A 13,731-nucleotide genomic window follows, 5' to 3' on the forward strand; every position below is an offset into this window, starting at 1 on the left:
CAAGGTCGAGTCAAGATGATCAGTTATGGTTGAGTCATGTTGTGACCGCCATGCGTGGGCGAGGTGTGTCAAGGGGGGAGTCACAGGGCCGGCCGTCGCGGCCGAGCGGTCGCACGGACCGACGTCGCGGGGACCACACAGGTCGGGGACCACACAGGTCGGCCCCGTCGGCGAACTGCTCATGCCGACGGGGCCGTGGTACGGATTCTTCGCGTGGTCAGCGCACCTGGAGCGCCTCGCGGAGGGTGGTGAACAGGTCGGTCTGGTCGGTGACGCCCAGGACCCGGTAGGCCTGCGGGCCCTGGGCCGCGATCCGGACCTCGGTTCCGGTGTGCTCCTGCGACTGGCCGGGCGTGTTGGTCGAGTAGTTGACCTTGATCTGCTGGCCCTCGTCGGTGACCAGCGTGGAGCTCAGGCCGGGCGGCTGGGCCTCCAGGGGCACGATCTGGCTGCTGTGGCCGTGGTCGGCGGTGGTGACGACGAGGGTGTCGGGGTGCTTGGCGGCGTACGCGCGCGCCGTCTTCACCGCGCGGTCGAACGCGGCGGTCTCGCCGATCTGGCCGCACGGGTCGGCCGCGTGGTCCTGCTTGTCGATCGACGCGCCCTCGACCTGGAGGAAGAAGCCCTTCTTGCCGTGGTCGCGCTTCTGCTTCGCCTCCAGGAGCTCGATGGCCTTGGCGGTCTGGTCGGCGAGCTCCGGGGTACCGGCGGGACGGTTCGGGTTGGAGGTGACGCAGCGCTGCGGGTCGGTCCCGCCGACCGCGGCGGGCTTGCCGGTCCACTCGGTGGGAACGTTGCCGGGCGCGAAGAGTCCGAGCACCGGCTTGCCGCCCTTGACCGCCTTCAGGGAGGCGTTGTCGGTGACGACCTGGTAGCCCAGCTTCCGGGCCTGCTCGGTGACGGTCAGGCCCTTGTACCGGCCCTCGGTCACCTTCTGGTCGAAGCGCTGCTTGCCACCGCCGAGGAGGACGTCGACCTTGTGGTTCACGCTCTGCTCGGCGATGGAGCCGGGGCCGCCCTTGGCGATCGTGTCGGTGGGGCACTTGGCCATGTCGGCGGGGCCCTGGCAGGAGCGGTCGGTGGCGTGCGAGGCAAGGACGGCCGGGGTGGCGTCGGTCAGCTCGGCGGTGGTCACCGAGCCGGTCGCGTACCCGCCCTTCTGCGCCAGTTCCAGAATGGTCGGTACGGCCTTGTCGGTGCCCGGGGTCTTGGAGATCCGGCCGTTGACGGTCTTCACGCCGGTCGCCCAGCCGGTGCCGCTGGCCGCGGAGTCGGTGACGTAGTCCGGAGTACCGTCCGCGTGCACGGCGTAGGTCGTGTACGCGCCGGTCAGCGGGAACCTGTCCATGGCGAGGCGGCCGGCCGCGCCCACCGTGTAGTCACGGGCGAGAGTGATCTCCGAGTCGCCCATGCCGTCACCGATGAGCAGGATGACGTTCTTCGCCTTGCCGCCCTTGATGGCGTCCTTCGCGTGTTCCTTCGTACCGGACGCGCCGGCCGTCGCCGTGAGGGCGGCCGCGGCGGTGGCGGTGGCGACGAGGACCGCACCGGTGGCTATCAGGTGGCTGCGGGAAAGGCGCTGACTGGGCATGGAATCTCCTTGATCCGGCCGGCGGGGAGCACCGACGTGGATCACCTCATCAGCGGTGGGTGAACCATCGGTGACGTGGAGGCCGCGCCCGTTGTGCCGGGACATGGCAGCGGAGGTACGTGCCCGTTCTCCGTACGCCGACGGGCCCCGGCGGAAGAAGAACCGCCGGGGCCCGCTGACCGGATGCGTACGGCCGGTGGCCGGGGGCCGATGTCAGTCCGTGCCGGACTCCATCGCGGCGCGGTCCAGCATCGTCTCCTCGTCCGTGGCCTCGCCGCGGGAGGCGATCGCCTGGGCGCCGCCCTGGTCCATGGCGCCGATCAGACCGGTCGAGGCGGCCTGTGCGGCGCCGATCGGCGTCGGGTGGCCGCCGCCGACCAGGCCCAGGCCCGCGTACTGCTCAAGCCGCGCACGGGAGTCGGCGATGTCCAGGTTCCGCATGGTGAGCTGGCCGATCCGGTCCACCGGGCCGAACGCCGAGTCCTCGGTCCGCTCCATCGAGAGCTTGTCCGGGTGGTAGCTGAACGCCGGGCCCGTGGTGTCGAGGATCGAGTAGTCCTCGCCGCGCCGCAGCCGCAGCGTCACCTCGCCGGTGACGGCCGCGCCGACCCAGCGCTGGAGCGACTCGCGGATCATCAGCGCCTGCGGGTCCAGCCAGCGGCCCTCGTACATCAGCCGGCCGAGCCGACGGCCCTCGTTGTGGTACGCGGCCAGGGTGTCCTCGTTGTGGATCGCGTTGACCAGGCGCTCGTAGGCGATGTGCAGCAGCGCCATGCCGGGGGCCTCGTAGATGCCGCGGCTCTTGGCCTCGATGATCCGGTTCTCGATCTGGTCGGACATGCCGAGACCGTGGCGGCCGCCGATCGCGTTGGCCTCCATGACGAGGTCGACCGGGGAGGCGAATTCCTTGCCGTTGATGGTCACCGGGCGGCCCTGGTCGAAGCCGACCGTGACGTCCTCGGTGGCGATCTCCACCGACGGGTCCCAGAACCGCACACCCATGATCGGCTCGACCGTCTCGACGCCGGTGTCGAGGTGCTCCAGGGTCTTGGCCTCGTGCGTCGCGCCCCAGATGTTGGCGTCCGTGGAGTACGCCTTCTCCGTCGAGTCCCGGTACGGCAGCCCGTGTGCGAGCAGCCACTCGGACATCTCCTTGCGGCCGCCCAGCTCCGTGACGAAGTCCGCGTCCAGCCAGGGCTTGTAGATCCGCAGGTGGGGGTTGGCGAGCAGGCCGTAGCGGTAGAACCGCTCGATGTCGTTGCCCTTGAACGTGGAGCCGTCGCCCCAGATCTGCACCCCGTCCTCAAGCATGGCCCGTACCAGCAGCGTGCCGGTCACGGCGCGGCCCAGCGGTGTGGTGTTGAAGTACGGGCGGCCGCCCGACCTGATGTGGAACGCGCCGCAGGAGAGCGCCGCAAGACCTTCCTCGACCAGCGCGGCACGGCAGTCGACGAGCCGGGTGATCTCGGCGCCGTACGCGGAGGCACGGCCGGGCACGGACGCGATGTCGGGCTCGTCGTACTGGCCGATGTCGGCGGTGTACGTGCAGGGGACGGCGCCCTTGTCGCGCATCCAGGCGACGGCTACGGAGGTGTCGAGCCCGCCGGAGAAGGCGATGCCGACGCGCTCGCCGGTGGGGAGGGAGGTGAGGACTTTGGACATGGCAAGATTATGCACCGCTTCGCATGATCATGCAACACCGGCCGTGTGGATCACAGCGGGCCGGCCCCGGCGGGGGCCGGCCCGAAGCGACAGGCGATCAGGAACGCCAGGTCAGCAGCGGCGGGCGATCAGGAACGCCAGGTCAGGAACGGCAGGTGATCAGGAGGCGCTCAGGAGCGGCAGGTCGCCTTGATCTGGGCGGCGGCGTGATGTGCCTTCTCCCATCCCTTGGACCAGTCGTCGCCACGGTCGAGCAGTTTCACCCCGATCGTGGAGCCCTTCAGCGCGAAGGTGCCCGCGTCCACCCACTGGCCGCGGTGGGCGACCTGATTGATCGTGAAGCTGCTGTACATGCTCGTCCTGTCGTTGGCGTTCACCAGCACGTGGTACTTCGTGGGGTGCCCGCCCACGTACAGCGAGTTGCTGACGTTCGGGATGTACACCGAGATCTGGCAGGTGCGTGCCGCGGTGCCGGGCTTCCACCACCACTTGACGCGGCTCTTCGCGTCGACGCCGGTGTCTCCCGACATGGGGACGGAGACGTAACGGCCGTTGCAGCCGTTGCCCGACCAGCCGCCGGACGGGCGGGTGTACCAGCCGGCGCTGCCGTCGGAGAAGTAGCCGTCCTGCTGGTAGCCGCCACCGGCCGGAGTGGGACAGCCAGGACCTGCGACGCCGGTGTAGACCACGGTCGACTGCGGGGTGGTCTTCTCCGTGGTGCCGCCCGAACCGCCCGCCGTCCCGTCGGCCGCGCTGCCGGTGCCCGTGCCCGTCCTGTTCGTGGTGGACTTCCCGGCCGTGGTCTTCGTGCCGCCACCGGACTTCTGCGCGGAGCCGTCGCCGTCCCCGGTGGTCCCGCCCGTGGAGCCGCCGCCCTCGTTGAGCGGGGTCGAGCCGTGTGCGCCGTCGGGGGAGGGGGCACCGCCGTCCTTGCCGCCGGGCGTCTGCTTGCCGTTGGGCTTGCGGGGCGAGGGCGCTGCCGACGCGAACGCGCCGGGTATGTCCCCCGTGCCGGAACCCAGCAGGGTCCCGGGGGCCTCGCCGCCACCCGCCGAACGCTTGCCGTCGTCACCACCACCGGCATGTACCAGGAAGGGGACGGTCACCAGCAGGACACCGGCGATGGCGGCGCCCGCCAGGAGCGCCTTGTTCGGGCGACCCGTCCGCTCGGGAGCGTCGGCCGTGGTGGTGGCGGTCATGGTCGCGGTGGCTTCCGCCTCCGCGTCGGACTCCGCGTCCGCCTCGGCGGTCGAGGTGGCGGTCTCGCCTTCGGCGGCGGCGGTGGTGGCGGTCGCGGCCCCGCTTGCCGTCTCCTCCTCCTGCTCGTGCTTCCGCCCCGGTTCTGCCGCCGCTTCGGACGTACCGGCGGACGTACCGGCGGACGTACCGGCGGACGTACCGGCGGGCGTGCCGGCGGACGTCGCGCCGGACGGCTCTGCGGCCCCTGCCGTGCCACCGCCCCCGGCGGACGCCGCGCGAGCGGCCCGTACCGAGGTCTCGCCCGTGGCGGCCTCCGAGGTGGCGTGGGCCTCCGGCTCGGAGGCGGCCGCGGTTTCTTCGTTCCTGGACGTGGTCATGGGGTCCTCTGGGTGACGGGACTGGTGGGGAGTGGGTGGGGCATTTCGGTGGAGACGGTGACAGGCGTGGAGACGGCGGGCCGGACGGCGTCGAGCACCTGACGTGCGTCCAGCAGGATGCGTGCCGGGCCTGCCGGGTTGACCGAGAGACGGACCCGGTCCGCGGGGAGGCCGCGCACCAGGTCGGCGACGGCGACCGTGTCGTGCGCCAGGGCGCCCTCGAACGGCTGATGGGGCACGGCGGTGAAGAGCGGGATCGCGGGTGAACCGTCGGCGTCGGCGACGGTCAACGGACCTCCGTCCGGCGCCCGGAGCACGACCGCCTCGGCGGCCGCCAGTGCCTCGACGGCATCGCTCAGCGGGCCGTACCCGGTGACGGCCAGCTGAACAGCGGCATCGACGGGGTCGGTCGGCTCGGGCCAGCCCAGGGCGAGCGGGGACGGCCGGTAGTCGTCGTTGGGCTGCCACTCCACGACCTCGCCGTCGAGCCCGGACCGCCACTCCCCGGCCACTGCCCAGGGCGGCGGGGCGGCATCGTCCGTCCAGGCGGGGTCGACGACGCCGATCCAGTGGTCCGGCGCCTCCCGCGCGGCCTCGCGGATGTGGTCAGGCACGGGCGGGAGTTCCTGGCCGGCCGGTCCGGCGGTGTGCTGCATCTGTGTGCCTCGGTTCGTGTCCGTCATCGCGTCGCTATGCGTGCCAGCGCCGCGGGAGCCTCGTCGGTGTGCCGGAGAATCGCCGCGAACACCGGGTATTCGCGCAACTCGTCGCATGCCTTCATGGACAGATGGCGGTGGTGGGCGAGCACCACCAGCATCTGGATATCGGTCAGTCCCAAGGCGCCCATGGACAGCCCCCGGGGCGCGAGCTCCAGCGCGGCCAGCGCGGATTTGAGCGGGTCCTTGAGCGGGCGCAGAGTCACCTGCCGTACGACGATGTCCTGCACCTCGTGCCTTGCGAGGACCTCGGCGAGGACCTGGGCGAGGAACTCGGGGGAGAGGTTGTCCTGTTCGTCGTTGCCGTCGTTGCCGTCGTTGCCCTCCTTTCCGCCGCCGCCGTCGTCGTTGTTGTCGCCGTCGCCGTCGCCGTCGTCGTCGTCGTTGTTGTCGCCGTCGCCGTCGCCGTCGCCGTCGCCGTCGCCGTCGCCGTCGCCGTCGTCGTCGTTGCCGTCGTTGCCGCCGCCGTTGACGTTGTCGCCGACCGAGGTGTTGGCGCTCTGCCGCGCGTCCGTGTCGTCGTGGTGGCTGTCCTTGTCGTCGTCGTGCATCGAGCCGTCGTCAAGCGGACGTCGAGGCTCGGAGTTCGTGAGCACGGGGGACAGGGCCGCCTGGTAATGACGGTTCTTCAGATACAGCACGACACGGCCCGTGGGCCGTTCGGTGGTACCGGGCTCGAAATCCTGGAACGTGCCGTCGTCCCGGACGACCGTCACCCTGACGCCGAAGGACCGGGCGGCGAGCGCCGGCAGCAGGTCGGCGGCCCCGTGGTCCCAGCCGGTGTCGCCGGGTGCGTCGCCGGGGCGCCGCAGCTGGGCCAGCGCGAGTGCCTTGCGCTCGTCGGGCGACAGCCGCGCGTACAGCGGCAGGGTGTGCGCGGGATCCCTGAACTCGCGGTCCTCGGGGGACCCCTCGGCGAACGTGGGACCGCCGCCCGCCAGTTCCTGCGGATCGAATGTGTCGAGGAGGTCCGGAGTCGTGAAGTCCAACAGGTCGCCCGAGTCGTTCGTCAGGGTGTCCGTCATCCGTCCCAGCAACTCGGCGACGGGCGTTGCGGTGTCCCCGGAGTCGCCGGTCAGGGCTGCTGATGGTGTGCCGGTGTTCCGGAGCCCGGCCGCGAGTGCGTGGAAGAAGGCGTCGCCGTCCTCGGGTACGTCATGCAGTGTGTACGTGTCACCGTCCGGGGAGACGAGTGTCTGCGCGGTGTCGGAGGAGTCCTGCGCCGTGTCCGGGACGGTGAATCTCGGGGTCTCCGGCTTCGGTGATTCGGGGGCCGTGAAGACCACCGGGGGAGGCTGGGGGCCGCGGCGTGGTGTGCGGTGGTACCACCGGGTGAGCCGGTCCGTCGCCGCCCGCACCCGGCGGAACTCCCGCATCGCCTCGCGCGAGCGGGCGGCCAGCTGCTCCATCTGCGCCAGCCGCTCGGCTGCGGCGTCGTCGTCCGTCGATTCGGTGGCGGTGCGCCGGACCTTCCAATACTCCTTGTCCGCGTCCACCCATGCCTTGCTCGCCGCGGCCACCGAGGTCCAGGCGGCGGTGACATCGGCCGGGAAGGTCGTGTCGTTGATCAGTCCGAGTTCGCGGGCCACGTCCTCCCGTACCCAGGCCAGGACATTGGTCCGGTACTCGACGACCTGCGACCGGCTGCCCGGAAGGAAGACGCCGGCCAGCTTGCCGTGGACGATCGTCCCCTCGCCCAGCCAGTCCGTGGGTATCGAGAACAGCAACGCCCGGCCCGTCTTGGGCTTGATGTTGTGCTGGGTGCCGTCGGCCGAGGCGATCTTGAGGGTCCCCGACTCGCCGGTGTTCCCCCCGCTGCCCGTCGGCGCGGGCGACATGGTGCCGACCGGCGGCACGGACGTGCCGACGGTCATACCGAGCGTCGTGCCCTGCGCGCCGGTCTCGGTGAGCGAGACGTCCGAACTAGCGGTCTGCCGCTCGGGGCTCTCCATCGTGGCCTCCGCCGCCACGCTCAGTAGTACCGCCTGATTCAGCTGCGGGCGGGAGAAGAGCCGGTAGCTGCCCTGGGTGTCCAGGGCGATACCGGCATCGTGCATCGTGGCCGCCAGATAGCCGTCGGGCGTCGCGGTGTTGGCGAAGAAGGCCGCCGTCTGGGTGCTCGCGAGCCCGTCGGACAGTGCCTGACCCGAGGCCAGTCCCTGGGGGGCGAGGCCCGACCTCCGGGCCTTGGCCGCGGCCTCCGTCAGCTGCGGGCCGGTGAGCTCGACGGAACCGGTGGACTTGGGCAGATGCGGGAGCTCGGTGTTGAACGCCTTGGCCATGGCGAGGTGAGCGGCGTCCAGCGCCGTGTCGGTGCCGGTGATCCGGCGGGGCATGAAGCCGTTGGACGGCATGGTGAACGGCTCCGTCCCACCCGCTCGCCGCCAGGCATCGATCTCCGCGGTGGTGAGCTGCCCTGCTCGCCGGAGCGTGATGCCGGGGGACGGGCTCTTGTCCTCCAACGACTGTGTTTCCTCCGTCTCCTCGACGGTGGTCTCCTGCTGCGAGACCGAGGTGATCTGCTGTGACGAGGACGAGACGTTCTCCTGTACGGCAGCGTCGTCGACGTCGTCGTCCATGTCCGGCATGGCCAGGCTGAGCGGCAGCTGCTCACGCAGGGTGCCGACCGGGAAGGTCTTCGACGGGAACTCCGTTCCGTCGGAGTTCACCAGCACCATGCGGAGCCGGTACGTGGTGAGGAAGTCGGCGTAGGGCTCGTTGGGATAGAACGTGTAGTTCTTCGTACGGCTCGCCGATGTGGTGACCGTCTTCTGCTGGGTCACGGCGAGTGACTCGGAGAGGCTCGGCCCGGCGGTGGGGGCGGTGGTGTTCTGGGTCCGCACCGCTTCGCCGACCGAGAAGCCAGTCGTCGTGGTGACGGCCTTGACGCCGTTCACCTCGACGGTCTCGGTCACGCCCAGGGTCTCCTGGAACGTGACGCTGTGATCGATTCCGTCGAACTCGGTCTTCTCCTGCACGAGTTCGATGCGTACCGTCGCACGCTGCGAGCCGATGGACACCTGGCCGAGCTTGGTCCAGGCGGTGCGGGTCACCGCCGTGACCCCGTTCCGGGCGGCGGCCATCTGCTGCCGAAGGGCGAGGAGCGCGCGCGGCGACACCATGTCCAGGATGTGGTCCCGCCCTGCGTCGTCCACCCCCTGCGACTTGAGGAGTTCGGCGAAGTCCCGGGCGGCCTGGGAGGAGTCCAGGGAATTGACTGGGAACGAACCGAACGGTGTGTCCTTCAGCCAGGGCGCCGGGGACCAGGAGTCCTCCTTGTAGAGGGGCACGGGAGGAAGCCCCTGGCCGACCAGCCCGAGACGGTGTGCGGTCTTCTCCGGGACGTGGCCGAGCCATCCGCCGGGTACGTTCAGCTTGAATCCCGCGTAGTGCGTGTTGAGTATCGGCAACAGCGTGCGCAGGGGGCCGGCCAGGCCGTGGGCCTTTGTCGTGAAGCCGACCTCGTGCTGGATGTCGGCGGTGACCAGGTACTTGAGGTTCTCGTCGTCCCGGTCGTTCTCCACCGCGACCGTGTTCGTCACCGTTGCGGTGCTGCCCTTCGTCCTTGCCCCGATCAGGACCAGCCCGTACGTGCCGACCAGCGAAGGCCCCTGGTCGTGGCTGCGTGCGTAGGCGAGCCCGAGACTCAGCTTGGCCACCGTGACCGAGGTCGTCGCATGGGAGACCTGGGTCTCGGCGCCGAGCGTCAACTCGGTCTCCACGGCGACGGGTTTGGACTGTACGACCGGATTCGCGAACGAGACCCGGTGGACGAGCCGGCCGATCCGGTTGATGTACGGGCCCACGCCGAACAACTCGACCATGCGCATGCCCGCCGGGGTGACCGACTGGTCCAGGAACGAAGCGAGGATCTGCGGCTGGAACTGACGTATCACCGCATCGTGCGGTGCGGCTCCGTACAGACTGAACTGCCAGGCATTGCCGGAGCCGTCCTTGAGCGTCGTCTCCAGGGCCTGCAGCAGCTCGGAGCTGCCGGCGACGGCGATGACCTGGTGGGGCAGATCATTGAACGGGGTCAACGGGTCTGGCAGGCTGGTGAGTTCGTGGACCTCGGTGTCACCGCCCGAGTTCTCGCCGGTGTTCGCGTCAGCGCGCTCGTCCGTGTTCTCGTCCGTGTCACCGTTCAGCAGATCCTGGACCTGCTTGGTGCTCAGGAGGACGGGGGCGGAGGTGGGACGAACCGGATTCGGCGTCTGTTCCCGCTGCTGTTGCGGGTTCGGGGGGTTCGGCGGGATGTGTTCATCGGGCACGTCGAGCAGCACCCGCCCGGTCACCGCCGGACGGCGCGCCGTGCCGCCGATGAGGTCGATTTCCGCGTTGCGACCGACGGAGAGCCCCGTGCCGAGCAGGCCGAGGAACCGCAGCGGCTCGCGGAACCGCCAGTACCCACCGCTGGTGACGGTCACCGACAGCTGGTAGCTGAACACATGGGACGGCCCCGACGTGGCGTGCAGGGGCTCGTACGAGACGGTGGCACCGGAGCCGGTCTTCCGGGTCTTCTGCCAGGCGAACCGGCCCGCCGGGGTGATCACACCGCTGTTGATCGGCTGCTTGAAGGCGTCGGTGTTGTTCTCACGCGCCGAAATCCCGACGTCGATGCCGATCTCCCTGGTGTGGGACACCGTGCCCGAGCTGTCCAGCCGCTGGCTGCCGGGTGTGCTGCTTCGAAGGATCAGCTCGTTGCGCGTGCCCTCGTAGCGGCGTCCGGTCAGGTCGCCCTTGACCTGGATCCAGCGGTACTTCCGCTTGGTTCCCGTGATGTCGACCAGACGGATGCGCAGTCCGTCGGCGGCGAAGGACTCCAGCTGTCCCGCCACGCTGTGATGGCTGAGGGCGTCCATGAGGTTCAGGGTGTTCTGCAGAGCGGCGTTGAAGTGGTTCTTGCCGCGCCACCCCTTCGACTTGTCCGAAGGATCCGTGAAGTCGGCGAGCGGGGCGACGAGACCGGGGTGCTGCTCGGCAACGGCCGCGATCACATCGTTCGTCAGCTCGGTGAGGAACGAGGCGGGGGGCGGGGGCGGTGGGGTGTTCGCCCCGGACGTGCCCTCGGCGGTGTTCTCCTCGGTGTTCGAGCCGTTGCGGTCGCTGTTGTCGCTGCTGTCGCCGTTGCTGTCGTTGTCGGGGAGGAACGCCTCCACCCTGGTCATGCCGAGCATCGTCGGATGGTCCTGCGGCAGATAGACCGGAGGCAGTGGCTCGCCCGTGTGGGGTGTCACGGGCGTGATGACGCCTCCGCTGTCGCTGTTGCTCCCCTCGGCCAGGACGGGATTGGCCGCCGACAGCTGGGCCGAGCGGGTGCGCAGGGTCGTGCCGTCGTCCCATCCGGCTAGGCGGCGCGCCTCGGCGCGGGTCATCCGGTCGAGGGTGCGTACGGTGAATGTCCTGCTGCCCTTCCCGCCGGATCTGCGGACGTGGACCTGCTTCTCCACGAGGTACAACTCGGTGCGGACCTTCTTGGCACGTCCGACGATCTTGCGGCTGCCCGAACCGCCGAAGCCGGCGGTCCGGGTGGAGCGGTTGCCGAACTGCGTGAAGCCCGCCACCTGCACGCGCGGCTGGGCCGCGCTCGTCGCGTACTCGTCGAAGGAGAAACTGGGGCCGACGGTGAACTGGAGGTCCTGGCTGTACGCGGTGGACGTGCTGCGGTCGTTCTTGATGACCCGCTGAATGGCGTTCCGCAGTTCGGCCGCGTTCGTCCCCGAGATATGGGTCGCCCTTCCCGGCACGATCTTGTCCACGACGAAGACGCCTGCGGGTTCGCCGGAATCCGTGAACAGAGGCTGGCTGGTGACCGGACCGTGCGCCATCCGGTCCGCGGTCCTGATGAAGTTCTCCGAGCTGAAGAACCGGGTGAGCTCCGCATGCATCGCCGAGCCGACGACGGCTTCGGCGTTGTCCACCGCCCATGCGTGGATGTCCGCGACCGAGCCGTATCCCTCGGTGTGCACCGTGCGGTAGTCACTGTGCTCGTCGAGCGTCATCTCATGAGGTGCGTGCTCACGGTTGTACTCGGCGGTCAGGTTGTCCGGGAGACGCAGCAGCAGCCCGTTCTTCACACCGAACGTGAGCGGGCCGTCCTCGGTCTGTTCCGTGGACCGGGTTCCCGGCCGGCTGAGCCGCTCGGTGATCCTCTTCAGTTTCCCGTGCTTCTCGGGCGCCGGGTCCGTCAACTCGACGGTGTACAGCACATCGCCCAGGTACAGATGCGATGCGTCGGAGTGACGGCTCTCGACCTGGCTCAGGGTCTGGTCCTGGAGGTTGAAGTCGACGGACTTCGTGAAGCCCAGGGTGAGGCCCACCCGCCCGAACATGCTCGCCGATCCGATCGGCGGGCCCAGCGGGACCGAAATGCCGAGCTGCCTGGAGGAACTGGCCGTCTCGGACTTTCCGGAGGTGATCTGGCTGCGATGGATCTGGTCCACCTTCACCGGGTCGAGCGTGATCGGCGCCCCCTCGTCATTGGTGATCATGGACCAGGGGGCCTGCGGGCGCTGGGAGACCCGCAGTTGGCGGATGCGTCCCCTGGTGTCCTTGAACGGGGCGGAGAGCCAGCCGTCACCGTGGAACAGATGGGGCGTCTGCTTCAGGGCCCGTTCCAGGTCGCCGAGCGGGTTGTTCGTGACGACACCGGGGCGTCGCGCGGGGACGGGAAGCGCCGACGCGGCTATGCGGGTGAGTACGTTGTCGACGCCGCGCTGGATCACCTGGCTCTCACCGTAGGTGAAGGCCGAATCGCGGCTCACGCCGTCTCCGGTGATGTACGTGGGCAGCTTCAGACCGCCCGGGAACTGCTGGACCGCGCTGTCGAGCGATGCCTCCGTCATCTGGTCGTCCACGGTGGCCGGGCGCTGTTCGGCGAGCTTGGTCACGACGAGCTGGACCACGTCGGTGGAGGAGGTGTCGGCTTCGGTGTCCGTGGTGGACGTCGATACCGGTCGTCGGTTCTCCTGTTGGTTCTCTTGTTGTGTCTGCTGCGGATCGAGCGCGTCCTGCGTGACGTCGTGGGAGGGGGAACGGAGGTCGTCCCGCCGTGCGGCGGCGGCCGGTCCGTTCTCGGCGGATGCCTCGCTGACCCGGTCGAACAGAGCGGAGTAGCGGTCCAGGCCGGGGATGTCGGACCCCGACAGTCCTTCAGTGATGCGACGCAGCAGATCGGGTGTCATCCGCCCGTCGCGGTACGGCGCCCAGACGGTGTCGTCACCGCCGAAACGCTCGTTGTCCAGCGCGCCGAGTGCCGTCAGCAGCGAGTCGTGGTCGGGGGACTGTGCGATCCGGTTGCCGAAGGTGCCGCGCAGGGTGCGCACCAGCTGGAGCGTCCGTGTCGTGGTCCAGGGGTCGGGGGCGTCCTCGGAGGGAGTGGCCCCGGTGGAGCTCCCGACGCCTGCGACGTCCGTGTCGTCCGCCGGCGAGTACAGCCCCGCCGTGCGGGCGAGCGACGTGAGTTCGGCTCCGGCGGGCTCGGGGGCGTAGGAGATCCAGTGACCGGGGTTCTCCTGGTCGTCCCGGAAGAGCACCGGGCGAATCCGCTGATCGGAGCCGATCGCCGTGCCCGCCGTCGTGGTGGGCGCGTACACCGTCCGGCCCGTCACATTGGCGACGTGCTGGGCGACGGACAGGCCGCCGTGAGTGGGCGAGGCGCCGGTGGAGCAGGCGTACAGCACGATGGGACGGTCATTCGGGCCGAGGTCGGCGGAGTGCTCCAGATAGCGGCCGAGCTCCCGGCCGCTGATCACCATGGTCGTCCCGTCCTCCCGCGTCAGCACTACCCGGGTGGGGGTGCCGTGCGCCGCGAAGAAGGACACGTTCTGGCCGCCCCAGGGCAGCTGGCGCTGCCGGCGGTACATCGATGATTCCTGGTGATGGTGGTCCTGGAAGGTCGTGGAGGTCATGACGGTGTTGAAGCGCCCGTTCCGCTGCGCCCAGTCCGTCTGCGTGTACGAGGCGAGGACCGATGAGCCGGACGTGTTGTCCGCGACCGTCTGCCGGACGATTTCGTCCGATTCGACGGTGGGGTCATCGGCTGAGCGGACGGACCTGAGCAGGAGCCGGGGAGGCGGCGTGACTGAAATGGTGGCGGCGGTATCCACGGCCGGCGAGATTTCCGTCGTCACTTCGGTGGTGATGTCACCGAAGAGGCCTCCGCTGATGTCGATTTCGGATTCGT

General features: G+C 69.7%; 6 protein-coding genes. 1 reads left to right on the forward strand and 5 read right to left on the reverse strand.

Annotation, left to right across the window (positions count from 1 at the left end; all coding sequences use genetic code 11):
* Nucleotides 1-217 precede the first annotated feature (217 nt).
* The 5 genes from ACFYY1_RS34945 to ACFYY1_RS34965 all read right to left on the reverse strand — a co-directional run bounded on the left by ACFYY1_RS34945 (nt 218) and on the right by ACFYY1_RS34965 (nt 13,456).
* Nucleotides 218-1,591 (reverse strand): alkaline phosphatase, encoded by a 1,374-nt coding sequence (locus tag ACFYY1_RS34945; protein WP_388592762.1) that lies wholly within the window; start codon nt 1,589-1,591, stop codon nt 218-220.
* Nucleotides 1,592-1,804: 213 nt separating this feature from the next.
* Nucleotides 1,805-3,253 carry an argininosuccinate synthase gene (argG, locus tag ACFYY1_RS34950; protein WP_388592764.1) on the reverse strand — a complete coding sequence of 483 codons (1,449 nt, stop codon included), beginning with the start codon at nt 3,251-3,253 and terminating at the stop codon, nt 1,805-1,807.
* 170 nt (nt 3,254-3,423) lie between these two features.
* Nucleotides 3,424-4,830 carry a hypothetical protein gene (locus tag ACFYY1_RS34955; RefSeq protein WP_388592766.1) on the reverse strand — a complete coding sequence of 469 codons (1,407 nt, stop codon included), beginning with the start codon at nt 4,828-4,830 and terminating at the stop codon, nt 3,424-3,426.
* Nucleotides 4,827-5,444, reverse strand: coding sequence for a type VII secretion system-associated protein (locus tag ACFYY1_RS34960; RefSeq protein WP_388592767.1), 618 nt, complete (start codon nt 5,442-5,444; stop codon nt 4,827-4,829). Before ACFYY1_RS34960 ends, ACFYY1_RS34955 begins: the two co-directional genes overlap by 4 nt.
* A 65-nt stretch (nt 5,445-5,509) precedes the next feature.
* Nucleotides 5,510-13,456: a hypothetical protein gene (locus tag ACFYY1_RS34965; RefSeq protein ID WP_388592769.1), complete on the reverse strand. Its 7,947-nt coding sequence runs from the start codon at nt 13,454-13,456 to the stop codon at nt 5,510-5,512.
* On the opposite strand from ACFYY1_RS34965, the gene ACFYY1_RS34970 reads away from it, so the two are divergent.
* On the forward strand, nt 13,455-13,731 hold a 277-nt coding region (locus ACFYY1_RS34970), incomplete at its 3' end, for a hypothetical protein (protein WP_388592770.1). The genes ACFYY1_RS34965 and ACFYY1_RS34970 overlap by 2 nt on opposite strands.

The sequence above is a fragment of the Streptomyces sp. NPDC001890 genome (assembly GCF_042891445.1).
In the GTDB taxonomy this organism is placed as follows: domain Bacteria; phylum Actinomycetota; class Actinomycetes; order Streptomycetales; family Streptomycetaceae; genus Streptomyces.

Bases quoted from the DNA above. Each gene is read 5' to 3' on its own strand.
- ACFYY1_RS34945 (WP_388592762.1), bottom strand. From the start codon at position 1,591: ATGCCCAGTCAGCGCCTTTCCCGCAGCCACCTGATAGCCACCGGTGCG.
- argG (WP_388592764.1), bottom strand. From the start codon at position 3,253: ATGTCCAAAGTCCTCACCTCCCTCCCCACCGGCGAGCGCGTCGGCATC.
- ACFYY1_RS34955 (WP_388592766.1), bottom strand. From the start codon at position 4,830: ATGACCACGTCCAGGAACGAAGAAACCGCGGCCGCCTCCGAGCCGGAG.
- ACFYY1_RS34965 (WP_388592769.1), bottom strand. From the start codon at position 13,456: ATGACCTCCACGACCTTCCAGGACCACCATCACCAGGAATCATCGATG.